Consider the following 25,400-nt stretch of genomic DNA (forward strand, 5'->3'; position numbering starts at 1 on the left):
GTGGATGTCACTCCCCGATGGAATTTGGTAGATTTATATGGGTATGAATCCGGTAACTCTGATGATGCATTTCGGATAATGTCAGCATTGGCAATTCTTGGCGTAAATTATAGGGATAAGAAGAATCCAGAATTTTCTTCAACTCTTAGTGATCTGATTCAGATTACTGATGTTTTTAAAGGTTGCTGTGTTAAAGGGGATGACGAAAGAGTTAAGTATTCTGATCCTAAATATTCTTCTAATCAAATTGTATTCTTAAAAAGAAAAAACTATCATGATTTACAACCGAAATTATTTCATCTAAATTTTGAGAAGAGTCGCTCATCAATGAAGATGAGAGAGTGGGTGATGAGGGATAAGTTGGGCGACTATGATGAGATGGTAAAAACACTGCTTATTCCATTGGGCTTGACTTCCGGTACTTTCATTAGATTGAAACTAAATCCGATTGCTGGGCAGGGCTCTCAAAGCATGAGATTTTTTATGCCTAAAGCTTGGTTGAAATTATTTAAAACAGGTCAAGCAGAGAATAGAGGAAAGGACGCTGAAACCCCATTCAAACAAAGAAAACATGGCGATGAGTTTGATGATATTTATTTCCCTGCCCCACAGGATCTAAAGGATTTGAAGAGCCTAGTGAGACGCTAGTTGGAAGCAGGGGAAGCAGGGGAAGCAGGGGAAGCAGGGGAAGCAGGGGAAGCAGGGGAAGCAAACGTGCATCTACATATGCTTGAATTCCTTGGTTAAGAAATTTGAGAGTAAGTGCATGCGTAAGTTGTTGGCATTTTTTTCTTGCGGTGTTTTAGAACTTTTGTAAAATGTATCAAATTGTGATTTTTACAAGCAAAAAATAGCTAGAACATGAAAAACTTATTCGCTTTTTTCTTGATATGCCTAGTACTGATTGGTGGAGGTAATGAGTTTTTTCCAATCGTAGGTAAGACGATCGGAAAGGGCTATTGTGCAATACGGCACCCTGTGGAGAGTTTGACTTCTGAGCGCGCTTCGTGTGAGTCGCAGCATGTAATACAGCAAAATTCCGGAGGCATGCATGAGCTAAACACTATCTGGATTAATACGGTTCAGCACTCCTATTTGGATAGATCATCTTGCAAACCTTGGGAAGAGAAAAGGCCGAGCAGATTTGTTAGCACAATCTCTGATATTAATATGGAGAGAGCATATATGACCGGAGTGTGGGCTAAAGGCTATCATTTCTTTGTCTATGATCATCATGGGCCAGGACGTTGGAATGTCATTGAGTGGGACGGTGCAACTCATATAGTTTATGCACTAAGCACGATAATTAATTTTCCTCAAAAAGAAATTAATTATTTTTCTTACCAGATTGAGCGATATAGAAAAGGGCAGAGTACTCAGTTTATAGATGCTTCTCTTGGCGTGTTCTTTGACCTAGCGGAGGTTGCCGCTGGCATGGCCAATTCGATGATCGGCGTTCTTGTCGGTACGGTATTGAATCCATTGGACACTGTAAGAAACTTAATACCATTGCTGACGATGTCAATAGGGTCGATTGTTAATTCTGTTACAGAGTTTTTTAAGGGTGTTATTTCGTTGGTGACTCTTGGCAGCTATGGAGCATGCGGAACGATATAGCTAATAGAGTAGGAATTGCTGCTTAAATCATTGCCGCTGCAAGCGGTAGACTTGGAACATGAGCCATGTCTCACAAGCCTCGCTACCGCACTATCGACAAGAAACAATACAACGCCGCGCTCAACGCCCGTGGCTCCTTGTCGACTTGACTGGACAAGAGCATGGTGTGATTTGCCGCTGGCAGTTGCATGCGCGGGTGTAGCCGAAGTTTTCGGATACAGCCATCCAATTTTGCTTGACGTTCAAGCAGCTGTTTGATTTGCGCTGAGGCAAACGACGTGCGTTGTGGAGTCAGTGCTCAAACTGTACAGCCTTATCTGGCCGGTGCCGGACTTCAGCACCTTGTGCAGGTGGCAATTGGATTTGCAGGTCCAGGTGCCATACACCCGCAGCTAGATCAGAGCAGTAATCTTGAATCGATTTACAGAATTAGGCCATTCTCAGACGCCGTCCATGGTCTAGTTACCGCCGGGGCGGGAGAGTACGCCTTGTGCTAGATGTGCACAACAACGGGAATGACCGGACAGGTCCAGTGGTTTGGCGAAGGGCCAGAACAAATAGGTTCTTGAGCGTCAAACAGGGCGGGATCGCTGTATCCGAAAACCTCGGGCTACGCCCACGTTTGCCACTTGCTGCGGCAAACCAAGAAATCGTCTTATCCCACCAAGTCGTCAGGAAGCCTCAAGCCTCCAAGCATGAGTTTTAGTGCATCCAATTGGTGATGCGATAACGTCTCTTGGGTTTGGGCTAGCACGGTGGAAGGGACGGGTGCAATTCAATCAACAGCGACATACCTTGTCGCAGTCGCCTGACATGATTGAGGTCGTAACAGCATCTGAGGCATGGTATGGACGCATTTCGCCATCTGGTGCTTTTCATCACCTCACATCAGGATTTCTTGCCACTCCATGAGCTTGCACGTTCCCTCTTTTGCATTCATCAACGCTCTCATCTTGGCCACACTTGCAGTATGCCTAGGGCTGATCACTCGACGTGAGCATAAGAATGGCATGGTTTTCTGGGGACTAGCTTTGACTGCGATTTGCGGCGCACACGTGCTTTACATGCTGCGTCAACAGGTCAACGATGGGTTCTCCGTGGTGCTGGGAAATATCTTGCTGACTGCCGCATTTTCACTGATGTTGGAAGGCTTTCATCAGGTTCAGGGCAGCAAGCCTGCGCGGCTGCTGATTTGGTTCCCTGTGCTCGTAGTTTGTATGTTTTTCCCTCTATTGCTCAAGCACGCGGCAATAAGGGGCGCTTTACTGATGACGTTGCTGTGCTTTCAAATCGTGCTTTTTGGTCGGACGATTTTTCGGCAGTGGCATGAAACGCCAGGTCGAGGCAAGTTTTTTTTGCTCGCTGGAGTTGCCCTGTCAATGATTGCGTTACTGACGAAAGCTAGTGCCGTCCTTGCGGGGCACATGAGTGTGCAGGCAATCATGGAGTGGCTCCCGATGCAGACGTTGGTTTTTTCAATGGCCTCTGTTGCCATGGTCATCTCCAGTTTTGGTCTTGCAATTCTGCTGAAGGAGCGAGCCGATGCTAGCAACCACGCACTGGCCTTCACGGATGATCTCACAGGGCTCTATAACCGTCGTTACGTTCGGCATGCTTTGGAGCAACAGATAGCCTATGCGCAGCGCCTGCAACAGCCTCTGTCTTTATTGATTGTCGATGTGGATTTTTTCAAGCGTATTAACGATGCATATGGTCACCTCTGTGGCGACCAAGTGCTCCAGGATTTGGCGACTTGCCTAAAAACACAGTTGCGTTCAGGCGATATCGCCGGCCGTTGGGGAGGAGAGGAGTTCATTTTTATTCTTTCCCACACCGATGCTATCGGCGCAAGTGCTTTGGCCGAGCGCTTACGGGCAACGGCACAAAAAAAACGCTTTGTGACCAGCGATGGCAGCGTTCATTCAGTCACCGTCAGCATTGGCCTTCACACTCTGAATCGGGGGGGCTCTGCGAATGGCCAGACCATGCTGGCTGCCGCCGACAAGGCGCTGTATCTAGCCAAGAACACTGGCCGAAATTGCGTGGTGACACTGTGATTCAGTTTGCCTATCGAGGCCGCAGCGCGACCTCTCCTGATCTTGAGAAAATATGTGCAAGACATAAATTGTCTCAATTAACACTTATAGTTACTATTGCTTTCGCTCATTCGTTCACTCATGTCTGCACCACTCGTAACCGGGTCCGGCTCCAAAGGAGAAAAACTGGCCCAGCGTCTGTCGCGTATCCTTGCCCGGCTGCATGAGGGCGAGGCCATCGACAAGAATCAGTTGGCACATGAGTTCCTAGTTGATGTACGCACGATCGAACGCGACCTGGGCGAACGCCTGCGCGGCATTGTCGAACGTGGTGCTACAGGTCGCTGGCAACTTACTAATACGGCACGTAGCACCATTCCCGCTAAACACTTGCGCAACTACGCGCGCATGGCAGGTACCGAGCAGCTGTTCCCAGATATGAGTCTTTCTTATCTGCTGCCTCAGTTGGACATCCCTGAATCGCTTCGAGCTACGCAGGTACAGCCGATTCCTCACGAAGATCTCGGGGGGACGGATGCCTTCATCATGCTGCAGCAGGCTATTGAAAGCAGGCACCTCTGTCACTTCCTCTACAAAAACAAGCCTCGCCAGGCTCAGCCATACCGACTCATCCATAAAAGCGGCATCTGGTACCTGGCTGCTGAAGAAGGTGGCAAGCTCAAAAATTTCAGCGTTGCTTTGCTCCAGGAACTGCGGGTGAACACTACGAGCAGTTTCACGCGCAACCCTGCCCACAGCGAATACATCAATGCCAAGGATGATATTTGGTTCACCACGGAAACCACCGAAGTGATCTTGCGTGTGGCTCCCACAGTGGCGCACTACTTTACCCGGCGGCAATTACTACCCCGACAACAGCAGCGCACTGATACGGATGGCTCACTACTGGTCACCACACATATCAACCACCCGAACCAGTTGCTGCCCGTCGTTCGTTACTGGTTGCCGAATGTTCGAATTGTGCATCCGGCGCAGTGGCACGAAGCGATGGTCCAAGGCTTGGTGCAGGCGCTGGAATTATGGGCGCCCGACAACACAGCCGCTCGGACATCCGTTTAACACATCGTTTTTCTCTGAAGGGCTGGTTATGAAAGGTGGCGGTTTTTTCGTTCTACTTTTTTTGCTTTTCTGCTTCTTATGGGGAGTTTTTTCGGTTTTTAACGGTATTCGTAAAGCAGCAGCACCAAAAAATTCGTCGCGTAAACCTTCTGCCACCTTACCCGTCAGTTCGGACGTGGCGGTTTCCACGCTTAGTCAGAAGCACATTTCCGAACTGCAAACCCTGTTTTCCTTGCATCAAAGTGGTGCGCTCACGCGTGCTGAGTTTGAGCACCTGAAACAGGATTTGTTGAAGTCATTGATTCACACAGAAAACGAAACAGAAAAGGAGTAACCGAGCATGATTCCAACCACAAGCCAAGAATTGGAAGCCATTCGTGATGAATGCAAATCCATGGTCACGAAACGCGCCGGAATTTCGGCAGGTGCGGCGGTCATCCCGGTGCCCGGGGCCGACCTCGGAGCCGATGTTGCCCTGTTGCTTGAAATGATTCCCATGATCAACCGGAAATTTGGTTTAGCTCCTGAACAAATTGATCAGCTTGACCCGCATATCAAGCAGACGATTTTGGTGGTCGCCACCAGCATCGGAAGCCAAATGGTTGGGAAGCTTGTCACCAAGGAATTGCTCTTGGTTGTTCTGAAGCGGATCGGCATCCGTGTTGCCACAAAGCAGGTGGTCAAATACATTCCTTTCCTTGGACAGGCCTTGGCCGCGACCATCAGCTTTGGCGCCATGAAATTGGTGGGGAACTCCCACGTAGATGAATGCTATGAGGTCGCCAAGCGTGCAATGCTGGCTCAAAACGCCTCCGTTCAAGAGCCTCTCAGGGCCTGATGTCCACATGGAAGCCTGAATCTCACCGGATTTGGTGGAGGCTCGTTAGTTGAAGTGCAGGCTCAGGCCTGCACTGATTTGGCAACTTGCCGCCGGTAGTTAGCCTCTGTTTCTGCGGACGGGATATGTCCCATGGGCTCCAGCAGTCTGCCGTGGTTAAACCAGTGCACGCCTTGCCGCGTTGCCAGCTCCAATGACTCTCGCGTTTTCCTTGGCACGCGTTTGTAGCTGCTCATGCAAAAAAAGCTTGCGGTGTTCTTCCGGAGATTTTTTTTGGTCACATCGGTAAGGTTTGCGATGTGAGCGAGCAAGTACTTATCAAGTAATAAGAAAAGGATATGTGACCGAAAGATGTCCGGTTTTCGGCTGGAAGTTGGCGCTGTTTTCCTTCTCCAAATGGGTACAAATTGCTCAGACGTAGCGAGGCCCTTTGTAGTGCGGATTGAAGATTTTTGTATGCCTACCTTGAAACTTGGCAGATCGTTGTAGGGGCCGAAACCTGCTGCGCAAGTGTTCAAAAAATTGAAAATCCTTGTGTCGGCGGTTCGATTCCGTCCCAGGCCACCAGATTCAAAGCCCCAGATCAGCAATGATCTGGGGCTTTTCTCATTGCCGCCTCGGAATGTCCGCAATGGGCTTTGGGTAATAAAAAGTAGAGCGGATTGCGCTTGTCTTTGCTTGATTTCAAAGCGTTTCAGCTCCAGTTCGCTTTGTTGGTATGCGCAACCAGCTTTCCATTTGATAGCGCCTGCATGCTGCCGTTAAGCTTGCAGCTTTCATCGTGCACAGACAGGCACAGGAGCGCGTGTGACAGCAGAGCAGCAATCAAGGGCGTCGCAACCGGCAGCTAACTGGCAGCCGGGCCTGATCGCCATTCACGGCAACCAGACCGAGGCGCTGGCCGATACCGTGCTGGCCTGGCTGGCGGCGCATCCCTTGCAGGCGCTGGAGCCCGAGATCGTGCTGGTGCAAAGCAACGGCATGGCCGAGTGGTTCAAGATGCGCATGGCCGAGCAGCAGGGCGTGTGCGCCGCTGCACAGGTCGAATTGCCGGCGCGCTTTGTCTGGCGCAGCTACCGGCAGATTCTGGGCAGGCATGAGGTGCCGCGTGAATCGCCGCTGGACAAGACGCCCATGATCTGGCGCCTGATGCGTCTGCTGCCGCAATGCCTGGGCGAGCCTGCGTTCGCACCGATTGCCAACTTTCTGCGCCCTGGCGAGCCGCAGCGTCTGCTGCAGCTGGCCGAAAAGCTGGCCGACCTGTTCGACCAGTACCAGATCTACCGCGCCGACTGGCTGGCCGCCTGGGAGCAGGGCGAGGATGTGCTGCGCACGGCGGGCCGCTCCGACGAGCCAGTGCCCGAAGGGCAGCTCTGGCAGCCCCAGCTGTGGCGCAAGGTGCTGGCCGAACTCGATGAGCAGGAGCGTGCCGCCACCCGCCCGGCCCTGCTGGCGCGGATTCTGGACGCGCTGCAAAGCGGCCAGCCGCCCGTTACGCCGCTGGCGCGCCGCGTGGTGGTGTTCGGCATGAGCCAGATGCCGCTGTCTTTGATGCAGTTTTTGAGCGGCATTGCCCAGCACAGCCAGGTGCTGATTGCCGTGCCCAACCCCTGCCGCTTTCACTGGGCCGATGCCATCGACGGGCGCGAGCTGCTGCGCCAGCAGCGCCGCCGTCATGCCGACAAGGGCGGCAAGGACCTGGCGCAGATTCCGCTGGCGGCCATGCACGCCCATGCCCATCCGCTGCTGGCGGCATGGGGGCGGCAGAGCCGCGACTATGTGCGCCAGCTCGATGCCTTCGACACCACGGGGGACACGGCCGTGCAATGGGGCTGGCCGCGTGTGGATGTGTATGACGAGGCCGACGCGAGCGAGCTGATCGACGCACCGCTGCTGACCCAGGTGCAGCAGCGCATTCGCGATCTGGTGCCCATGTCGGAGCACCCTGTGGTCGAGATCGCAGCGGCCGACCAGTCCATCGTCTTTCACAAGGCCCATGGCCTGGTGCGCGAGCTCGAAGTGCTGCACGACCAGCTGCTGCAATGGCTGGCCGAGCCTGCCGCGGCAGGCCACGCAGCGCTGGCGCCGCGCGAGGTAGTGGTCATGCTGCCGTCGATCGAAGAGGCTGCACCCGCCATCCGCGCCGTGTTCGGCCAGTACGGCCGCCACGATGCGCGCCATATTCCGTTTGATATCGCCGACGTGGGCGCGCGTGCCAGCAGTCCGCTGGTGACGGCGCTGCAATGGCTGCTCAAGCTGCCGCAGCAGCGCTGCCGTCTGAGCGAGTTGTGCGATCTGCTCGATGTCCCCGCCGTGGCGGCGCGCGTGGGTCTGGCGGCCGACGATCTGCCTCAGCTCACGCACTGGATGGCCGGTGCGGGCATTCGCTGGGGGCTCAACCATGCGCAGCGCGCACAGTTGGGCCTGGCGGCCTGCGGTGATCCCAACAGCGCCGGGTTCGGCCTGCGCCGCATGCTGCTGGGCTATGCCAGCGGGCCGGCGCTGGAGGCCGCCTTCGACGAGGCACAGGTGTTTGCCGGCATGGAGCCCTATGACGAAGTGGGCGGCCTGACGGCCGAGCTGGCCGGATCGCTGGCCAGCTTGCTGGGGCGCATGCTGCAATGGTGGCAAACCGCCGGCGAGGCGGCTGCCCCCCAGGCCTGGGCGCAGCGCTTTCGTGCACTGCTCGATGATTTCTTTGTCGCGCAGGGCGATGAAGACCAGGCCTTGTGCGCCGCACTCGACACGGCCCTGGTCGGCTGGCAGGCTGCCTGCGAGCAAGCGGGTTTTGAGGCCCTCATTCCGCTGGAAGTGGCACAGGAAGCCTGGCTGCAGGCCCTGTCCGAGCCCGCGCTCAACCAGCGCTTTCGCGCCGGCGGCGTGACTTTTTGCACGCTGATGCCGATGCGCGCCATTCCCTTCGACGTGGTGTGTCTGCTGGGCATGAACGATGGAGACTACCCGCGCCGTGCCACGCGCGTGGATTTCGATCTGATGGCTTTGCCCGGGCAGCAGCGTCCCGGCGACCGCGCGCGCCGCGACGATGACCGCCAGCTGATGCTGGATGCCTTGCTGTCGGCCCGCAGCAAGCTCTATATCAGCTGGGCCGGTCGCCATGTGCGCGACAACAGCGAGCAGCCCCCCTCGGTGCTGGTCTCGCAGTTGCGCGACTATCTGAGCCAGGGCTGGCAGGGCGAAGGCTGCGCAGGACTTTCCGCCAGGGAGCGAGGGGGTCTGCTGCTGGCCCAGCGTACCCGGCAGCATCCTTTGCAGCCCTTCAGCCGCCGCTATTTTGAGCAGGCTTCGGGGCTGTCGACTTTCGCGCGCGAATGGTATGGCGCGCATGAAGAGCGGGACGCGCAGGTGCTGCCGGTCGTGGCCGCGTTCGAGCCCGATCCCGAAGTGCCGCTGACGCTGGCGCGCCTGACGGAATTTCTGCGCCATCCCGCACGCAGCTTTCTGCGCAATCGCCTGCAGGTGCGCTTTGAGCAGGACGAGGAGCTGCTGGAGGACGACGAGCTTTTCAGCGTCGATGGCCTGACCGCCTACGGCCTGATTCAGCAGCTGCAGCAAGGCGTGCGCACGCAGCTGGCGCATGATGCCGCGTTGGACGTGGGCCTGCAGGTGCAACGTCAGGTGCAGCGCCTGGGGCGTGCCGGCGTGTTGCCGCTGGCAGGTCTTGGCAGGCGCGAGGCCGAGGCCTTGCAGGCCCAGGCCACGCCGTCGTTGCTGGCCTGGCAGCAGCAGATGGGGCTATGGCCCCATGCGGCGCCGCGCGAGCGTTTGCTGCTGCACTCCGATGCGGTCACGCTGGATGACTGGATGGATGGCTTGCAGGAGCGTGAAGAGCCGTCTTCGGATGCGGGCCACAGCCGTTGCTGGTTCGCGCTGGAGCCGCGCACGCTGCTGAACAAGAAAGGCGAGCTTCAGGCCCACAAGCTGCTGCCCATTTATGTGCGCAGTCTGGCGCTTTCAAGCAGGGGCAGCGACACGCTGATGGGCGTGATCGCACGCGACACCCTGGTCTGGGTGCAGCCGCTGGAGCCGGAGGCGGCCACGCAGCGCCTGCAAGCCTTGATGCAGCTGTGGCTGGCGGGCCAGAACGAGCCCTTGCCGCTGCCTCTCAAAGCAGCCATCGCAGCCGGTCGTGACGATCCGAGCGCCGCCGCGCAGGCCTACGAGGGCGGCTATATGCTGGGCGGCGAATGCGAAGACCCCTGCTGGGCGCGCTGCTACCCCGACTGGGAGGCGCTGACGGCCGATCTGCGCTTCCACGTCCTGGCCAAGCAGGTCTATGGCCCGCTGCATGACTGGCTGGCCGCGCAGGTGCAGACCGAGGATCTGCCCTTGTTGCATTGCGCAGACCAGGACGAACAACCAGGAGAGCCGGCATGAGCACGCCCGCCAACCCGATGAAGCCCGGCAGCCAGGCGCTGCAGCCCCTGCATTTCCCGCTCTGGGGTTCGCGCCTGATCGAAGCCAGCGCGGGCACAGGCAAGACCTGGACCATTGCCGCGCTCTATCTGCGGCTGGTATTGGGCCACGGTGCAGAGAACGGCTTTGCCCGAGCATTGATGCCGCCCGATATTCTGGTCATGACCTTCACACGGGCCGCCACGCGCGAGCTGTCGGACCGCATCCGTGCCCGCTTGATCGAGGCCGTGCAATGCTTTCGCGGCGAGGCCGAACCGGCGGCGCACGACAGCTTCTTGCGCGACCTGCGCGATGCCTATGTTGAAGGCTCGGAGCGCGATACCGCCGCCTGGCGGCTGGACATGGCTGCGCAGTGCATGGACGATGCAGCCATCCACACCATAGATGCCTGGTGCCAGCGCATGCTGCGCGAGCATGCCTTCGACAGCGGCAATCTGTTTGATGAAACGCTGGAGGCCGATGAAAGCCAGCGTCAGACCGAGGCTGCCCAGGATTACTGGCGCCAGCAGTGCTACCCGCTGTCGGGCGAGGTGCTGGAGACGGCACTGCAGGTCTGGCCCGATGTGCATGCGCTGGTCAAAGACATGCAATCGCTGCTGCGCGAAAACGTGCCCGCTGTGGCAGGTGTCGGGTCGTTGGGCGAATGCATTACGCAGACAAATGCAGAGCGTGCGCAGCGACTGCAAGCGCTGGCTGATGGCTGGGAAGCCAAGGCCGAGCGCATGTTGCGCTGGATTGAGGGTGAGCTAGACGGCCGCGCCGCGCTGTGGGACAAGCGAAAGCTGCAGGCTCGCTACTACACAGGCTGGTTTGCGGCGCTGACCGTTTGGGCGCAAGACCCACTGAATCAGCCTCTGGAACTCAGCGACTCCGCCCGCAAGCGCCTGTGCCCAGAGGGTATGGCCGAGGCCTTCAAGGGCTCGACCATGGACTTGCTGCTGCCCACTGAATTTTCCGAGCTGGAGCAATTGCTGAAAGCGTTGATCGAGCTGCCGTCCATCAAAGTGGCGCTGCGCCTTCATGCGGCAGTCCACGTGCAGCAGCGCCTGCTGTGGCTCAAGCGCCAGGCCGGCACTTTCGGTTTTGCCGATATGTTGCAGCGCCTGGATGCGGCTCTGGCTGGCGACAACGGCCCCGCGCTGCAAGCCGGCATCCTGGCCCAGTATCCGGTGGCGCTGATTGACGAGTTTCAGGATACCTCGCCGCTGCAATACCGGCTGTTCGACCAGATCTATCGCACGGCAGACAACAGCGCGGACAGCGCACTGCTGCTGATCGGCGACCCCAAGCAGTCCATCTACGGCTTTCGTGGTGCGGACATCTACAGCTATCTGCAGGCCAGGCAGGCGACCGAGGGCCGCCACTATGTGCTGGACACCAACTTCCGCTCCACCGAGGCGTTGGTCGATGCGGTCAACCAGTGGTTTGTGCAGGCTGAAGTGCGCGAAGGCGAGGGTGCGTTCATGTTCCGCGCCGGGCAGAGCAATCCGCTGCCGTTCGAGAGCGTCAAGGCCAATGGCCGCAAGGAGCGGCTGATGCAGGGCAGCCAGCGCATGGCAGCGTTGACCATTGCCTGGGATGGCAGCAGCGATGAGCCGCTGAGCAATGACGACATTCGCCGCCGTGGGGCGGAGTTCTGCGCCAGCCAGATCGTGCAGTGGCTGATGGACGGTGCCACGGGCTTTGCCGAGGCCGGCCAGCCGCTGCAGCGCCTGCGCCCGGCCGATGTCGCGGTGCTGGTGCGCACGGGCAAGGAGGCCACTGCCGTGCGCCGTGCGCTGGCGCGGCGCAATGTGGCGTCGGTCTACCTGTCCGATCAGGACTCGGTCTTCGCCAGCGGCGAGGCACAGGATCTGCTGCTGTGGCTGCGTGCCGTGGCAGCGCCTCTGGACGGACTGGCCGTGCGTGCCGGTCTGGCCACGCCCATGATGGGGCTGTCGTTTGACGAGCTCGCATGGCTGGCCAGCGATGACGAGGCCTTCGATGCGCGCAGCGAGCTGCTCAAGGAGCTGCACAGCCTCTGGCTGCGCCTGGGCGTGCTGGCCATGCTGCGCCAGACGCTGTACCGCTTTGAATTGCCGGCGCGCTGGCTGAAGGACATGGGCGGCGAGCGCCGTCTGACCAACTATCTGCACCTGGCCGAGCTGCTGCAAGGCGTCAGTGCCCAGCTGGAGGGCGAGCAGGCGCTGATCCGCTGGCTGGCCACCCAGATCGAGAGCCCGGGCGCGGCCGGCGATGCTCAGATCGTGCGGCTGGAATCGGATGCCGATTTGGTCAAGGTCGTCACCGTGCACAAGAGCAAGGGGCTGGAGTACCCGCTGGTCTGCCTGCCGTTTGGCGGCAGCTTCCGGCCTGTGGACGGCAAGGCAGCCTATCTTTCGCTGCCCGTGCAGATCGATGGCGCACCCGCGCGCGAGCTGGTGCTGGACTATGACGATGCACAGCTGGCGCAGGCCGACAAGGAACGTCTGCGCGAGGATCTGCGCCTGCTGTATGTGGCGCTGACCCGCCCGCGCCATGCGCTGTGGATGGGGCTGGCCCCCATGAAGCGCGGCAACAGCAAAAACTGTGCGAACGAACAGGGTGCGGCAGGCTATCTGCTGGCCGGAGATGTTTCGCAGGCCGCAGCCAGCTGGCGCGCCAGCATCCAGGCCCTGAGCGAGCGTTGCACGCAGATCGCCGTCGTGGATCTGCCGGCCGAACTGCCCGTGCCCACGCGCTATGTTGCCGCGCAGGCCTTGCCCGCCCTGGCCGCCGCGCCCGTGTACGAGGCGCAGTTCGACCGCTGCTGGGGCATTGGCAGCTTTTCGTCGCTGACCCGCGCCATGGCCGCACCCAGCCTGCCGGTCCTGCCGGTGGCCGCACAAAGTCCCGCCGAGGACGAGCGTGCGCTGCAGGCCCTGGAGGCGGGTGAAGCTGCGCTGGACCCGGGCGTCATCAACGAGGTCATGACCGCCCTGCCCAACTTGACCGGATTCGCCGCCGGTGCGCGCAGCGATGCTGCGGTGTGGCACCGCTTCATGCGCGGCCCGGTGGTGGGCAATTTCTTGCACGACCAGCTGGAATGGCTGGCCGCTGAGGACTTTGCGCTGCAGCCCGAGGATGATCCCGACAACAGTGAACCCCTGGCGGCCCGCCTGCTGCGCCGCTGCGAGCGCGCGGGCCGCAAGGAGCAGGCCGCCGATGTGCTGCAGTGGCTGCGTGCAGTGGTGCACCAGCCGTTGGCGCCGCTCGGCGTCTCGCTGGCGCAGCTGGGCGAAGGTGATGCGCTATTGCCCGAGATGGAGTTCTGGCTGCCGGCGCGGCGCCTGTCGGCACCGCGTATCGACGTGCTGTGCCGCCGGCACATCCTTGCCGGCCAGCCGCGCCCGGTGCTGCCCGAGCGCGAGCTGCACGGCATGCTGATGGGCTTTGCCGATCTGGTGTTTCACCATGGCGGTCGTTACTGGGTGCTGGACTACAAGACCAACCACCTGGGCCAGGACGGCGCGGCCTACGCCCCTCAGGCGCTGGAGCAGGCCATGCTCGAGCACCGCTATGACGTGCAGGCTGCGCTGTATCTGCTGGCTCTGCACCGCCTGCTGCAAAGTCGGCTGGGCGCGGCTTACGACCCCCGCGAACAACTGGGCGGCGCGCTCTACTTCTTCCTGCGCGGTCTTGATGGCGAGGCCGCCGGCATGCATGTGCTGAAGCCGCCGCTGGCGCTGCTGGACGGGCTTGAGGCGCTGCTTGGCGACTGCGAGAAAGAATCGAAGGAGGTGCAGCCATGAAGGGCCGCCGCAAAGCCGATCTGCAGACGCTGGACCTGTTTGCAGCTCCCGCGGATGGTGACACGATTGCACTAGGCACGACGGACTGGCTGGCCGCGCTGGAGCGACTGGCCGATGCGGGTCTGCTGCGCCGCCTGGACAGCGCCCTGGCGGCCTTTGTAGCAGCGCAGGACGCCGAAGCCGGGCCTGCGCTGCTGGTAGCCACCGCCGTGCTGGCGCAGATGGAGGGGCGCGGTCACAGCTGCCTGCCCTTGAAGGCGCTGGCTGGCGATCCCAATCAGATTCTTGCCTGGCCCAAGGAGGCCGAGCGCCTGCAGCAATCGCTATGGGAGCAATTGCCAGGCCGGCTGGCTGACTGGCTGCAGGCCCTGCGTCGCAGCCACGTGGTGCGTGTCGTGCAGCCGGGAACGGTAGCGGCAGACCGAGGTCAGCCGCTGGTGCTGCTGGACGGCGCTGCGCCCATGCTGTATCTGCGCCGCTACTGGGACTATGAACGCAGCGTGGCCGCACACATCACCCAGCGCACGGCAACCGATGCGGTGGCGCTTGACGAGACCAGGGTGCGCGACTGGCTGGGGCGGCTTTTCAGCTCGTCCGCCGTTGCCGCGAATGCTGTGGACTGGCAAAAGCTGGCTTGCGCGCTGGCGCTGCGCGGGCGCATGTCCGTCATCACCGGCGGGCCGGGCACGGGCAAGACCTATACCGCTGCCCGCCTCCTGGCGCTGCTGTTTGCCACGGCGCCGGATGCCGCCCAGCTGCGCGTCGCGCTGGCTGCGCCAACCGGCAAGGCGGCGGCGCGGCTCAAGCAGTCCATCGACAGCTCGCTGCTGGAGCTGAAGGAAGCCGTGGGCCGCGAGCTGGATCTGGAAGCGCTGGTCAAACGCATGGGGGCGGCACGCACCCTGCATTCGCTGCTGGGGGCCAGGCCTGACACGCGGCGCTTTGCCCACCATGCAGGCAATCCGCTGGATGTGGATGTGCTCATTGTCGATGAGGCCTCCATGATCCACCTCGAGATGATGGCCGCGCTGCTGCAGGCCCTGCCGCCTACGGCGCGCCTGATTCTGCTGGGCGACAAGGATCAGCTTGCCTCGGTGGAGGCAGGTGCCGTGCTGGGCGATCTGTGCCGCGATGCGCAGCGGGGCAATTACGAGCCGGACACCGCGGCCTATGTCGAGCGCGTGACGGGCCAGTCTCTGCCTGGGCAGTACCTGGCGCCGGCCAGGGCCTTGCCGCTGGCCCAGCACACTGTCATGCTGCGCGAGAGCCGCCGCTTTGGCGGCCCTATCGGTCAGCTGGCACAGGCCGTGAATGCCGGCGATGCACCGGCTGCCATGGCGCTGCTGCGCACGCAAACCCAGGCTGGTCAGCATGCCGAACTCTGGGCTCGTGAAGGCGGTGAGGTCGATGCCGTGGTGCGCAGCGCCGTGCAAGGCCGTGGCGGCATGGCCAGCTATGCCGCTTATGCCGAGGTGCTGGAAAGACATGGGCAGGGCAAGGGGCGCGGCTTTGCCACCGAGGCCGAGCACCGGCAATGGGTGAGGGAGGTGCTGGCCGCCTTCGACCGCTACCGCCTGCTGTGCGCCGTGCGCGATGGCAGCTGGGGCGTGGCGGGCCTGAACCGCGCGGTGGAGCAGGCCTTGCAGGCCATGGGCGTCATTCGCAAGGAGGGCGAGTGGTATATGGGTCGTCCGGTGATGGTCACGCGCAACGATGCGCAGCTGGGCGTGTTCAACGGCGACATCGGCATGGCCCTGCCCAGCTTTGCCGACTCGGCGCGGCTGCGCGTGTACTTCATGCAGGGCGAACATCTGCACCATGTCAGCACGGCGCGCCTGGCCCATGTGGAGACCGCATTCGCCATGACGGTGCACAAGAGCCAGGGTTCGGAGTTCGAGCACACGGCTTTGGTGCTGGCCGCGCAGGGCGGCAACGTGCTCAGCCGCGAGCTGGTCTATACCGGCATCACGCGGGCGCGCAAGGCGTTTTCGCTGTGGACCGAAGTGCCCGGCCTGCTGGCGTCGGCGATGGGCAGTCCCACGCAGCGCAGCAGCGGTTTGCTGGGATTCATGGAGAGTGCTCGGTAGCTTGTAGGTGAGATTCTGATTTGATGGCTGCTGCCGCAATCCAGGTAAGCGCTGGAGTGCTGATTCCGCTCAATCTATACAGGCTCCCCATCTGGCCTTGCTCGAAGTGATGGGTCTGTGACACTGGCGCAGTCCAAGCGCGAGACGGCCAGCAAGTGCCGCCCCGCAGCCAAGGTCGTCGTCCCCCTTTGGGGAAAGACGCGAAGCGGCTCAGGGGAGATCAGTGCTCGTAAACCGCTTCCCAGTTGGCAAATCCCTTGACCTCGATGGGATTGCCGCAGGGGTCGGTGAAGAACATGGTCCACTGCTCACCGGGCTCGCCTTCGAAGCGCACCTGAGGCTCCAGAATGAAGGCCGTGCCAGCGGCTTTGAGGCGTTCGGCCAGGGCCAGCCAGTCGGGCTTGAGCAGGATCACGCCCAGGTGGGGCATGGGCACCATGTGGTTGCCGACCTTGCCGGTATTGCTCACGGCAAAGGGTTGGCCCAGGTGCAGGGAGATCTGGTGGCCGAAGAAGTCGAAATCGACCCAGGTGTCGGTACTGCGGCCCTCGCGGCAGCCGAGGACGCCGTCGTAGAAACGGCGGGCCTGGTCGAGATCGGTGACGTGGTAGGCAAGATGAAAAGCGCTTTGCATGATGGGGCCGAGCGTAGCATCACCGGGCCCGTACCCGGCACGCTTCAGCGCGCAGCCTTGGCCTGCATGCGTGCCATCAGCTCCTCGGTGTTGCTCTTGCGGTCGGCGTTGACCTTTTGTACCGTGGGGCGTTGGCTCATGCGGGCCAGATAGTCGCGCACCGGCAGTTCGGCCAGCAAATCGCTGCCGCCCAGGATCTTGCTGGCGCTGCTGACCAGCGGCAGATGCACGATGGCGCTGCAGTCGGCCAGCGTGAAGCTGTCGCCCGCGATGAACGGGGTATCGAAGCGGGCCAGCTTGGCAAAGGCTGCGATGTTCTTTTTCAACTGCTCCAGCGTCTTGTCGCGTGTGCCGTCACTGATCTTGCCGCCGAAGAAGGCCTGGGGATAGAGGTTGCGCGCCACCAGCTCCAGGTGCAGATTCAGATAGACGCAAAGCTCACGCACCTTGGCGGCAGCAAAGGGGTCTGCGGGCAGCAGCGGCACCTTGCTGGACAGTGCTTCCACATATTCGATGATGGCGTCGGACTCGCTGATGGCGCCATGCTGGGTGCGCAGATAAGGGACCTTGCCCAGCGGCGATTCCTCGGGGTTGGTGCTGCCCAGCCAGGCCAGCTCCTCGGCGAAGGGAATCTGCTTTTCCATCAAGGCCAGCTTGACCTTGTTGTAGTAGTTGCTGGCCGAAAATCCGCACAAAGTCAGCATGCTTGTCTCCTGATCGGTGGTTGTGAATAGGTATACGTGGCCAGTTATCGTAGAGGCAAGTGGCGCAAGCCCTGCGTCGCCAACCGGATAGCGGGCCGGCTTCTACAATCGCTCCATGCATTGGCGCGCGCACCCTCCTCGGCACAAACCGGCAGCCCTTCTGGCTCGCTGGGTGCTGGGTGCGTGGTTCTGCGTGCTGCTGGTCAGCATGCTCACGCCCTGGGCGCGCGCCACGCCGCCTGCCGGCTGGGAGGCGGTGTGCACGGCCAGCGGCAGCACACACTGGGTGCCCAGCCCCGCCAGCGACGATGCCGCCACCCCGCATGGACTGGATTGCGCGCTGTGCCTGCCGCTGCTGGCGCCGCCGCCAGCGCAGCAGTCAGATCAGGGCAGTCACCGCGCCGTTCTCGATGCCCGGCCTTGGGCCGATGTCGCTCACAGAGCTTTTGTCTCCCCCCTTCCGCCCGTACGTGCGCCGCCCTTTGAAACCCTGAAAAACATAGCTGAAGGCGCTTGATGGTCAAGCGTCTCAGATCGATTTGAGATTGACACGACATACGCAAATCAGGCCCAAGCAAGGTCTTGGTTTCAAGGAGAGCATCTTGATGCACCCTCGTTTGCGTAAGTCCAGACTGAATTTGAATGGAGATGGTTTCATGAATACGCGTCGTTTTACCGTGATGGCCCTGGGTTCGCTGGTCGCTTCGCTGCTGGTTTCGGGGGCCGCCTGGGCCCATGCCGATGCCGCCCATGTCAAGGTCGAGAACGCCTGGGCCCGCGCCAGCGTGGCGGGTCAGCAGGCTTCGGGGGCTTTTATGCGCCTGACGGCCCAGGAGCCGCTCAAGCTCGTCGGTGTGGAAACCACGGCCGCAGCCGTGGCCGAGGTGCACGAGATGAAGATGGAGGGCGACGTGATGCGCATGCGCGCCATCGAGGCCCTGGATCTGCCTCAGGGCGTGGCCGTGGATCTCAAGCCCGGCGGCTATCACCTGATGCTGCAGCAGCTCAAGGCCCCGCTGGTCAAGGACAGCCAGGTGCCCGTGACCCTGGTGTTCAAGGATGCCAAGGGCGCAGTGTCGCGCCTGAGCCTGCAGCTGCCGGTGCGTGTGGCTGCCCCTGCGGCGGCCGGTGCCGGGCACCAGCACATGGGTCATGGTGGTCATCAGCATTGATGACTTGAGCCAGGCGCGCGACCTGCTCCCTTGTTTGCAGCAAACATCGCAAGTGCAGTAAGCTAGTTCCGTGTCCGGTCCCGTCCGGATGCGGATTCTGGTATCCATCCCTGCAGTGGAGAGCACTATGAGCGGCGACGCATCGGCATTTGGTTTCGGCAAGTTCATTCCCGGCTTTGATTTTCTGCAGGGGCTGGCGCAAAGCGCTGGCGCTGCAGCCAATCCCATGGGCCGCGTGCCGCAATGGGTGGCTCCCACCGTAAGCGTGGAAGAGGTTGACAAGCGCATTGCCGAGCTGAAAGCCGTGCAGTTCTGGCTGGAACAAAACAGCCGCGCCCTGACTGCCACCATCCAGGCGCTGGAAGTGCAGCGCATGACGCTGTCCACGCTCAAGGACATGAATGTCAGCATGAGTGAGCTGGCCAATTCCTTTCCGTTCCCCGGTGCAGCGCCGGCAGAGCCCGCTGCGACCGGCAATACCGGCTGGCCCATGGGGGCCGCCACGGCCGCGCCAGCCGCCGAGCCTGCGGCAGAGCCGGAGCCTGAAGCAGAGCCCGCAGCGGCCGAGGCCGACAGCCGGACCCAGGCGGGCCCCTCTTCTCAGGCCGCCCTGAGCCAGGCCATGCAATGGTGGGGAGCGCTGACCCAGCAGTTCCAGCAGATCGCGGCCAAGGCCATGGCCGAGCCCGTGCCGCCCGAGACGCTGGCGGCCGCCCAGCGCGCCACCGAGATGGCCAGCGGTTTTGCCAAGTCCACCATGGAAAAGGTGATGGCGCAGGCTGGCGGCTTTGGCACTGCAGCTGCGGCGAAAACTGCGGAAAAGAATGCGGCAAAGAGCGCCGCGACAGCTGAACCCAAGCCTGCACACAAGGCTGCGGCCAAGACCGGTCAACCCAAAACGGCAGCGAGCAAGACCACAGCCGCTAAAAAAACTGCTGCCAAGCAGCCTGCCGCCAAAAAGACTACAGCCAAAACCTCTGCTACCTCGCGCAAGCCCTGAGCAATCCCTTCCCGCTAAGGTGGAAAATCGTGGTTGCAAGGCATCCACGCTCCAGCAAGAACAGGAGGGCTTATGTCACTGTTTCCCGTCGCTCATGCCAGCCATGAAGACTGGCGCGCTGCGACTGAGCAAGTCGTGCTGCAGCTGCGTGGGCAGTTGCTGCGCCAGTCACTGCAGCCGCATCGGCTGGGTCTGGTCTATATCGCGCAGGGGCTGGTGCCTCATGCGCAGCCCTTGCTGGCGCTGTTGGCGCGCGAGTTGCCCCAGGTTACCGACTGGGTGGGCAGCTCCGGTCACGCCGTACTGGCCATGGAGCATGAGTATTCCGAAAGCTCCTCGCTGGCGGTCATGCTGCTGGACCTGCCCGCAGCCCATTACCGCGTCTATTCCGGCGTGGCACCGCTGGCGCAAAGCGGCGCCGAAGCCGGATTCGAGGCGCATTCGGCCCTGGTGCACTCCAGCATCGATCAGCCTGATCTCGCAGAGCTGCTGCTAGAGCTTTCCGAGCGCATCAGCTCTGGAAATCTGTTCGGGGCGCTCAGCAGCGAGCAGGGCGTGCAGTTTGCCTGCCGTGCCGAAGATCTGCCCCGCTTGCGTGCCCAGGCCAGCGTCGGCATCTTTCATGCCGGCTTTTCCGGCGTGGCCTTCGATGCTGACGTAGCCTGTATTTCAAGACTGGCCCAGGGCTGCGCGCCTTTGGGCGCGGGGCTCGAAATTACCGAGGCCAGAGGCCCGGTGGTGCTGGAGCTCGAAGGCGAGCCCGCCTTGCCCCGACTGCTGCAGATGCTGGATGTGGAAGCCAGCCCCAGCGCCGGAGGCGGCTGGCAGGCTGCGTTGTCGCAGCTGCGCAAGACCCAGGCCGCGATTGCCCCGCTGGGCCGGGGTCTGGAGCGCGGGGCGCTCACCGACGAGGCCCAGGTGCTGCATATTGTGGGGCTGGATCCGGTGCGCCAGGGCGTTGCGCTGTCGTCGCCCGTGGAGGCCGAGCATACGGTGATCTTCTGCCAGCGCCAGAGCAGCGCGGCCCGTCATGAGCTGATGCAGATGGGCGCGGCCCTCAAAGACGCGCTGCAGCCCGACTTTGCCGATGCCGGCCCCGAGACCATGGCCGAGGCGGCCCAGCCCCAGCATATACGCGGTGCCATCTATGTGAGCAGCAAGGGACGGGGCAGCGAGCTGTTTGGCGGCGCCGATGCCGAGCTCAAGCTGCTGCGCCATGCGCTGGGGCCGGTGCCTCTGATCGGCCTGGTGGCCGAGGCACAGCTGATGGATGCGCATGTGCATCAGCTGGCCGGCGTGCTGACGGTGTTCACTGGTAAATAGCCTGAAATTTGATAGCTGCTAACGCTTGATTCAAATAGGTTTTAGGAGATATTTGTTCTGAGATTACGGTTTTAATTGCGCAAGCTGCTATCAAAAAAGAAAAGCTGTGCCAAAAACCGGCACGGCCTGAAACCAGTGACAGCAAGCAAGCGCCGCCGCGCAGCGACGCTGTCGTCCCCCTCCCGTAGCGCGCAGCGCGTAGAGAGAGGGGGAAGGCGCTGGGCCGCCTAGGCAAAGCGACTCAGGGGGTGGCGTAAATTTCCACGCCCAGATTCAGCATCAGGCGGTTCGCCCAGCCAAACAGTGCGGCTGAGTGCAGCATGTCCAGAATTTCCAGATCGGACAGACCTGCATCGCGCAGCGGTTGCAGATCCTGCGGGCCAAAGCTGCCCGGCGCACGCGTCAGTGTCAGCGAAGCCTGGATGATGGCGCGCTCGCGGGCATTGGTGCCGGCGGTCTCGGGCTCGTCAAACAGCTGGGCCATCACATCGTTGCGCTTGGCCAGCTGCTCGAAGCGCTGAGCGTGCACCGATGCGCAGTACACGCAGCCGTTGGAGCGCGAGACGGCAGTGGCCGCCACTTCACGCTCGGCGCGGGAAAGGCCGCCGGGTGCATACATGATGGCGTTGAAGGCCTGGGAGCGCTCCAGCAGCACCTGGGGCTGACGCGCCAGCAGCAGATAGAAGTCCATGCTCTTGGCCTTGGGGTGGCTGACCTCCAGCACCTGCTGCTGCTCGGGCGTTGCGGTGTCGGGGTCCAGCACCTGCAGCCAGGCCTTCCAGTCCAGCGTCTCGCTGGTAAAGCCGTTGCGGCGCAGCGGCTCGCCGGGCGGCGGCAGATTGGCGGGGTGGACAAAGGGCGCGGCATCGGCAGGCTGGGGGGCCGACGCTTCGGTCGCGCCGCCCAGCTCTCCCATGGCCTTCACACCCGCCAGCAGGCGGGCCTGATACGAGACAAAGCCGATCAGCTGGGCCAGCAGCACGGTGTCGTTGAGCGACAGGCCGGCGGCCGGAATGGCCAGCAGCGCGGCCTGATCGCTCTGGGCCGGGTTCAGGGCCAGCGTGCGCACAAAGTGCAGCATGGCGTCCAGGCGCGCATTGCCGGTCTGGGCACCGGGCTGATCGAGGATGGCGCGAAGCTCGGGCGTGATGGCTTGGCCCAAGGCCTCGGCGCGCGCACGGTATTCGGCTTCCAGCATGCTCACGCCGCTGACGCGGGCCTGCTCGGCAGCCAGCACCAGGCGCTCGGCCTGGGTCAGATCGCTGTCCAGCTGATTGCCCAGCAGCAGGTCTTCGCAGGCCTGGGTGGCCAGAGCGACTTTTTCGCGCTCGTGGCGAGTGGTGAATGTGGGGCTGCCCTGTTCGAGGCCGGCCAGTCGGTCTATGGTGTCTGTCATGCGAAGTCTCTTGATTTAGGGTTGCAGCTGGCGGATGCGCGCAGCGCTGTCGGCTGCGGTCCATTCCGTGCCGTCCAGTTCGGGCTCGGCATAGGCCTTGAGCTTGTCGAAGTGCTGCTCGATATCGTCCAGATAGAACAGCGAGGCCAGGCCCTGGGCCAGCTTGCGCGCCCCGTCGCTGATGGCGGGAATATCGCCCGACACCGTGCCGTGCGAGAGCGCAGCGGGGTAGCAGAAGCAGTGAATCCGGTCGAGACCGGGAAGGTCGCCCTGGAACTCGAACAGCGGGCCCAGATCTGGCGATGCCGACAGCTCGGCATCCTCATCGCCGGTCTCGGGCGTGAAGCGGCTGTTCCACAGCTTTACATGGGCAGCGATGTCCGCAAATTCGGGACGCAGGCTCCAGTCGATGGCAAAGCCTGTGGAGACGATGAGAAAGTCCAGCACGAACACGCCGGCCGAGGTCTGCACCTGCAGCTTGTTGCCTGCTTTTTCCACGCTCTGCACAGCGCAGCCCAGGTTGAAGAAGGCGTTGTCATGGCGCGAGACACGCAGCGTGCTGCCGTGCGGCGGCGGCACTTGCTGGGCGTTGATGTAGTGGCGGATGCGCCATTTCCATGCATCGGGCAGCAGATACTGACCGTGGGTCAGACCGGGCACGCCCGAGCCCTTGGACTTGTTGATCAGCGGCAACTGCTGGCGGCGGATCAGCATGTCCACGCTGGCCGCGCCGTTTTCGAGAGCCGTCGCGGCGCTGTCCATGGCCGAAGCCCCGGCGCCGACCACGCCCACATGCTTGCCCGCCAGCGTGGCGTAGTCCATGGCATCGGAGGAATGGGCCCAGAATTTCCTGTCCACGCCCCGCATGAAGGCGGGAACCGTGGCGCCGCCCAGGCCGTCGCGGCCTGTGGCCAGCACCAGGCGGCGGGTTTGCCAGGTGGCGGTCACGCCATTGGCCTTGACATCGACTTCCACCACGCCATCGGCCTGCGGGCGCACGGCAATGACTTCATGGCCGTTGCGCACATCGGCGTTGGTCACGCGGCGGTACCAGCGCAGATAGTCCATCCACTGCAGGCGCGGGATCTTGTCCAGCGCCGTCCAGGCATCCAGGCCGAACTGGGCGATGAACCAGGCGCGAAAGGACAGAGCTGCAACCCCCATGGCAGGGCCGGTCAGCTCCTTGGGCGAGCGCAGGGTTTCCATGCGCGCCGTGGTGGCCCATGGGCCTTCGAAGTCTGGCGCGGACTTGTCCAGCAGCACAGGCTTGATGCCGACCTGCTGCAGCGCCATGCTGAGCGAGAGACCGGCCTGGCCGGCGCCGATGACGAGCACGTCATGCACCGGCAGTCCCTTGCGCGTGGAGGGAGGAATCCAGGCCTTGGCAGGCCAGCCCAGAGTGACGAAGTCGTCACGCAGGCGCTCTTCCAGCACTGCAAGCCCCGTGGCGGCGCCTGCCGTAGAAGTTGAATAAGACATAGCTAAAACCCAAAAGCGCCTGAGGCTTGAGCCGCAGACGCATCAAACAAACACCGATAACTTAACACTGCTTGAACCGAAGCAGGACCAAGTGAGAGACACCGAGGAAGGGGCCCCCGCACCGAGGGTGTCGTTCCTCTCCCTTGGCGCGCAGCGCGTAGAGAGAGGGGGGGACGCGGCAGGGCCGCTCAGGGGGTGTTAGTCAATACTTATCTTGGCATCCTTGACCACCTTGGCCCATTTGATGCGATCTTCATGCACGGTCTTCTTGAACTGCTCGGGTGTCTCTTCGCGGATGGTGTTGCCCTGGGAGACAAAGCGCTCGCGCACCTCGGGCTGCTTGAGCACGTCGTTGACGGCCAGGTTGAGCTTTTTGACGATGACCGGGTCCGTGCCCTTGGGCGCGAAGATGCCAAACCAGATGGAGCTGTTGAAGCCCTTGGTGCCCGGCAGGCCGCTGGCGGCAATGGTGGGTACTTCCTTGACGGCTTCCACGGGCTTGGCCGTGGTCACGCCCAGCAGGCGCACCTTGCCGGCCTTGTAGTGGCTCAGAACGGTCTGCACCTGGTTCATGATGCAGCAGGTCTCGCCGCGCAGCACCGAGGTGATGGCTTCGGGGCCGCCCTTGTAGGGCACGTGCACCATGTCCAGGCCCAGACGCGAGTTGAACTCGGCGAATGCCATATGGGTGCCTGCGCCATTGCCGGTGGAGGCGTAGTTGTACTTGCCGGGATGGGCCTTGACCTCGTCGACGAACTCCTTGAGGTTCTTGACGTTGATCACATTGGGATTGATGGTCAGCACATTGGCCACGTCCACCAGCGGTGCGACGGGCACAAAGTCGGCCTCCACGTCGAACGGCAGTTTCTTGTACAGCGCGGCATTGCTACCGTGGGTGGCGGCGGTGCCGAAGTAGATGGTGTAGCCATCGGGCTTGGCGCGGGCCACGAACTCGCTGCCTATATTGCCGGCGGCGCCGCTCTTGTAGTCAATGATGACGGGCTGGCCCAGAATCTTGCCCAGCGGCTCCTGCGCCACGCGGCCGATCACGTCCACACCCGAGCCTGCGTTGAAGCCCATGATCATGGTGATGGGCTGATGCGGATAGCTGGCAGCGCCGGGGTCGGCCGCCTGGCTGGACAGGGGAAGCAGGGCGGCGGCCGCCGTTGTGGCAACAAGACCGGAGATGAAACGGGGCAGCAAACGCATGATGGGACTTGTCCAGAGGAACCTTGAATGCTGTGAATTGTGTCCGTAATTTAATGATTTGCTTCTATATGCTTATGCAGCATTAAGCTTGTGGGGTTAATGCAAAAAAGCCCAGATCTCTTGCGAGATATGGGCTGAAATCCGCTGGAAAGTGATGACTCGGAGGGCCAGCGGAGGGAGCGATCAGGGCTTAAAGCTTCAACAGGCTTTTAGCGGCGATAGGGGTTGTGGGGGTTGCGGTCATGGCGGTTGGGCACGCCGTCGCCATCCCTGTCCCAGCGGCTGGCGCGGTAGTCCCAGCGGTTGCCGTGCTGCACCCAGGTGGGCTGGCGGTACACATAGCCGGGGCGGTTCTGCACCCAGTGGCCGGCGCGCCAGACATGGCGGTGGCCGCGCGGCTCCCAGTAACCAGGAGCCCAGACATAGCCACGGCGCGGAGCGGGCACGGCTTCATAGCGGACCGGGGGCGGTGCGTTGAACTGCACGTTCACATAGGCACCCTGGCTGGCACCCGCCCAGTAAGCGCTTTGGGCTTGTGCACTACCGGCAAAGCCCAGCAAGGCGAGTGCGCCTGCGGCAGCGACGGTGTGGATGGTGTTGCGGATTGTCAGCATATACGCC

Annotated in this window: 19 protein-coding genes and 3 pseudogenes; 14 read left to right on the plus strand and 8 right to left on the minus strand. The window is 61.6% G+C overall.

Going from position 1 to position 25,400, the window contains the following annotated elements; genetic code table 11:
• The 3 genes and pseudogenes from AAIL66_RS19300 to AAIL66_RS19310 all read left to right on the plus strand — a co-directional run.
• The coding region (locus AAIL66_RS19300; RefSeq protein WP_343497503.1) for a hypothetical protein at positions 1 to 648 on the plus strand (648 nt) is incomplete at its 5' end.
• A 537-nt stretch (positions 649 to 1,185) separates the two neighbouring features.
• The gene (locus AAIL66_RS19305; RefSeq protein ID WP_343497504.1) at positions 1,186 to 1,617 is read left to right on the plus strand and encodes a hypothetical protein; all 432 of its coding nucleotides are present in this window, start codon (positions 1,186 to 1,188) and stop codon (positions 1,615 to 1,617) included.
• 65 nt (positions 1,618 to 1,682) lie between these two features.
• A pseudogene (locus AAIL66_RS19310) lies at positions 1,683 to 2,001 on the plus strand (transposase); the annotation flags it as partial.
• Between the two features lie 132 nt (positions 2,002 to 2,133).
• Here the strand turns inward: AAIL66_RS19310 and AAIL66_RS19315 are convergent.
• Positions 2,134 to 2,328: pseudogene (locus AAIL66_RS19315) on the minus strand (transposase); the annotation flags it as partial.
• A gap of 197 nt (positions 2,329 to 2,525) precedes the next feature.
• Between AAIL66_RS19315 and AAIL66_RS19320 the strand changes: the two are divergent.
• From AAIL66_RS19320 to AAIL66_RS19335, 4 genes are all read left to right on the plus strand, one after another.
• Positions 2,526 to 3,674: a GGDEF domain-containing protein gene (locus tag AAIL66_RS19320; protein ID WP_343497505.1), complete on the plus strand. Its 1,149-nt coding sequence runs from the start codon at positions 2,526 to 2,528 to the stop codon at positions 3,672 to 3,674.
• 120 nt (positions 3,675 to 3,794) lie between these two features.
• Positions 3,795 to 4,733 carry a WYL domain-containing protein gene (locus AAIL66_RS19325; protein WP_343497506.1) on the plus strand — a complete coding sequence of 313 codons (939 nt, stop codon included), beginning with the start codon at positions 3,795 to 3,797 and terminating at the stop codon, positions 4,731 to 4,733.
• Between the two features lie 28 nt (positions 4,734 to 4,761).
• Positions 4,762 to 5,067: an SHOCT domain-containing protein gene (locus tag AAIL66_RS19330; protein ID WP_343497507.1), complete on the plus strand. Its 306-nt coding sequence runs from the start codon at positions 4,762 to 4,764 to the stop codon at positions 5,065 to 5,067.
• Positions 5,068 to 5,073: 6 nt separating this feature from the next.
• Positions 5,074 to 5,571 (plus strand): hypothetical protein, encoded by a 498-nt coding sequence (locus tag AAIL66_RS19335; RefSeq protein ID WP_343497508.1) that lies wholly within the window; start codon positions 5,074 to 5,076, stop codon positions 5,569 to 5,571.
• Positions 5,572 to 5,633: 62 nt separating this feature from the next.
• Here AAIL66_RS19335 and AAIL66_RS19340 read toward each other — a convergent pair.
• Positions 5,634 to 5,798 (minus strand): annotated as a pseudogene (locus AAIL66_RS19340) (IS3 family transposase); the annotation flags it as partial.
• Positions 5,799 to 6,378: 580 nt separating this feature from the next.
• Here AAIL66_RS19340 and recC point away from each other — a divergent pair.
• From recC to recD, 3 genes are read left to right on the plus strand one after another with little or no spacing between them, the layout of a single operon-like run.
• Positions 6,379 to 9,966, plus strand: a complete 3,588-nt coding sequence (gene recC / locus AAIL66_RS19345) for an exodeoxyribonuclease V subunit gamma (protein ID WP_343497509.1) — start codon at positions 6,379 to 6,381, stop codon at positions 9,964 to 9,966.
• Positions 9,963 to 13,775, plus strand: coding sequence for an exodeoxyribonuclease V subunit beta (gene recB, locus AAIL66_RS19350; protein ID WP_343497510.1), 3,813 nt, complete (start codon positions 9,963 to 9,965; stop codon positions 13,773 to 13,775). Before recC ends, recB begins: the two co-directional genes overlap by 4 nt.
• Positions 13,772 to 15,862, plus strand: a complete 2,091-nt coding sequence (gene recD, locus AAIL66_RS19355; protein ID WP_343497511.1) for an exodeoxyribonuclease V subunit alpha — start codon at positions 13,772 to 13,774, stop codon at positions 15,860 to 15,862. The genes recB and recD overlap by 4 nt, the downstream gene beginning before the upstream one ends.
• Positions 15,863 to 16,082: 220 nt before the next feature.
• On the opposite strand, the gene AAIL66_RS19360 is transcribed toward recD, so the two are convergent.
• Together AAIL66_RS19360 and AAIL66_RS19365 are read right to left on the minus strand one after the other, a co-directional pair.
• Positions 16,083 to 16,496 (minus strand): VOC family protein, encoded by a 414-nt coding sequence (locus AAIL66_RS19360; protein WP_343497512.1) that lies wholly within the window; start codon positions 16,494 to 16,496, stop codon positions 16,083 to 16,085.
• A gap of 44 nt (positions 16,497 to 16,540) precedes the next feature.
• The gene (locus AAIL66_RS19365; protein ID WP_343497513.1) at positions 16,541 to 17,200 is read right to left on the minus strand and encodes a glutathione S-transferase; all 660 of its coding nucleotides are present in this window, start codon (positions 17,198 to 17,200) and stop codon (positions 16,541 to 16,543) included.
• Positions 17,201 to 17,315: 115 nt separating this feature from the next.
• On the opposite strand from AAIL66_RS19365, the gene AAIL66_RS19370 reads away from it, so the two are divergent.
• From AAIL66_RS19370 to AAIL66_RS19385, 4 genes are all read left to right on the plus strand, one after another.
• On the plus strand, positions 17,316 to 17,717 hold the full coding sequence (locus AAIL66_RS19370) for a hypothetical protein (RefSeq protein ID WP_343497514.1): 402 nt from the start codon (positions 17,316 to 17,318) through the stop codon (positions 17,715 to 17,717).
• 139 nt (positions 17,718 to 17,856) lie between these two features.
• Positions 17,857 to 18,372, plus strand: a complete 516-nt coding sequence (locus tag AAIL66_RS19375) for a copper chaperone PCu(A)C (RefSeq protein ID WP_034352970.1) — start codon at positions 17,857 to 17,859, stop codon at positions 18,370 to 18,372.
• 127 nt (positions 18,373 to 18,499) lie between these two features.
• The gene (locus tag AAIL66_RS19380; protein WP_343497515.1) at positions 18,500 to 19,372 is read left to right on the plus strand and encodes a PhaM family polyhydroxyalkanoate granule multifunctional regulatory protein; all 873 of its coding nucleotides are present in this window, start codon (positions 18,500 to 18,502) and stop codon (positions 19,370 to 19,372) included.
• 72 nt (positions 19,373 to 19,444) lie between these two features.
• Positions 19,445 to 20,695, plus strand: coding sequence for an FIST N-terminal domain-containing protein (locus AAIL66_RS19385; RefSeq protein ID WP_003065653.1), 1,251 nt, complete (start codon positions 19,445 to 19,447; stop codon positions 20,693 to 20,695).
• A gap of 241 nt (positions 20,696 to 20,936) precedes the next feature.
• On the opposite strand, the gene AAIL66_RS19390 is transcribed toward AAIL66_RS19385, so the two are convergent.
• The 4 genes from AAIL66_RS19390 to AAIL66_RS19405 all read right to left on the minus strand — a co-directional run bounded on the left by AAIL66_RS19390 (position 20,937) and on the right by AAIL66_RS19405 (position 25,393).
• Positions 20,937 to 22,091, minus strand: a complete 1,155-nt coding sequence (locus AAIL66_RS19390; RefSeq protein WP_343497516.1) for a peroxidase-related enzyme — start codon at positions 22,089 to 22,091, stop codon at positions 20,937 to 20,939.
• Between the two features lie 15 nt (positions 22,092 to 22,106).
• Complete coding sequence (locus tag AAIL66_RS19395) at positions 22,107 to 23,570, minus strand: NAD(P)/FAD-dependent oxidoreductase (protein WP_343497517.1); 1,464 nt, start codon at positions 23,568 to 23,570, stop codon at positions 22,107 to 22,109.
• A 198-nt stretch (positions 23,571 to 23,768) separates the two neighbouring features.
• Positions 23,769 to 24,779, minus strand: coding sequence for a tripartite tricarboxylate transporter substrate binding protein (locus tag AAIL66_RS19400; RefSeq protein WP_045840198.1), 1,011 nt, complete (start codon positions 24,777 to 24,779; stop codon positions 23,769 to 23,771).
• Positions 24,780 to 24,988: 209 nt separating this feature from the next.
• Positions 24,989 to 25,393, minus strand: coding sequence for a YXWGXW repeat-containing protein (locus AAIL66_RS19405; protein WP_034352986.1), 405 nt, complete (start codon positions 25,391 to 25,393; stop codon positions 24,989 to 24,991).
• Between the last annotated feature and the right edge of the window lie 7 nt (positions 25,394 to 25,400).

It is taken from the genome of Comamonas sp. F1-6 (assembly GCF_039581415.1).
In the GTDB taxonomy this organism is placed as follows: domain Bacteria; phylum Pseudomonadota; class Gammaproteobacteria; order Burkholderiales; family Burkholderiaceae_C; genus Comamonas; species Comamonas thiooxydans.

Coding starts and splice junctions, on each gene's coding strand:
- AAIL66_RS19390 (WP_343497516.1), bottom strand. CDS start 22,091: ATGACAGACACCATAGACCGACTGGCCGGCCTCGAACAGGGCAGCCCC.
- AAIL66_RS19335 (WP_343497508.1), top strand. CDS start 5,074: ATGATTCCAACCACAAGCCAAGAATTGGAAGCCATTCGTGATGAATGC.
- recB (WP_343497510.1), top strand. CDS start 9,963: ATGAGCACGCCCGCCAACCCGATGAAGCCCGGCAGCCAGGCGCTGCAG.
- AAIL66_RS19325 (WP_343497506.1), top strand. CDS start 3,795: ATGTCTGCACCACTCGTAACCGGGTCCGGCTCCAAAGGAGAAAAACTG.
- AAIL66_RS19305 (WP_343497504.1), top strand. CDS start 1,186: ATGACCGGAGTGTGGGCTAAAGGCTATCATTTCTTTGTCTATGATCAT.
- AAIL66_RS19360 (WP_343497512.1), bottom strand. CDS start 16,496: ATGCAAAGCGCTTTTCATCTTGCCTACCACGTCACCGATCTCGACCAG.
- AAIL66_RS19370 (WP_343497514.1), top strand. CDS start 17,316: ATGCATTGGCGCGCGCACCCTCCTCGGCACAAACCGGCAGCCCTTCTG.
- AAIL66_RS19400 (WP_045840198.1), bottom strand. CDS start 24,779: ATGCGTTTGCTGCCCCGTTTCATCTCCGGTCTTGTTGCCACAACGGCG.
- AAIL66_RS19365 (WP_343497513.1), bottom strand. CDS start 17,200: ATGCTGACTTTGTGCGGATTTTCGGCCAGCAACTACTACAACAAGGTC.
- AAIL66_RS19320 (WP_343497505.1), top strand. CDS start 2,526: ATGAGCTTGCACGTTCCCTCTTTTGCATTCATCAACGCTCTCATCTTG.
- AAIL66_RS19380 (WP_343497515.1), top strand. CDS start 18,500: ATGAGCGGCGACGCATCGGCATTTGGTTTCGGCAAGTTCATTCCCGGC.
- AAIL66_RS19385 (WP_003065653.1), top strand. CDS start 19,445: ATGTCACTGTTTCCCGTCGCTCATGCCAGCCATGAAGACTGGCGCGCT.
- recD (WP_343497511.1), top strand. CDS start 13,772: ATGAAGGGCCGCCGCAAAGCCGATCTGCAGACGCTGGACCTGTTTGCA.
- AAIL66_RS19405 (WP_034352986.1), bottom strand. CDS start 25,393: ATGCTGACAATCCGCAACACCATCCACACCGTCGCTGCCGCAGGCGCA.
- AAIL66_RS19395 (WP_343497517.1), bottom strand. CDS start 23,570: ATGTCTTATTCAACTTCTACGGCAGGCGCCGCCACGGGGCTTGCAGTG.
- AAIL66_RS19375 (WP_034352970.1), top strand. CDS start 17,857: ATGAATACGCGTCGTTTTACCGTGATGGCCCTGGGTTCGCTGGTCGCT.
- AAIL66_RS19330 (WP_343497507.1), top strand. CDS start 4,762: ATGAAAGGTGGCGGTTTTTTCGTTCTACTTTTTTTGCTTTTCTGCTTC.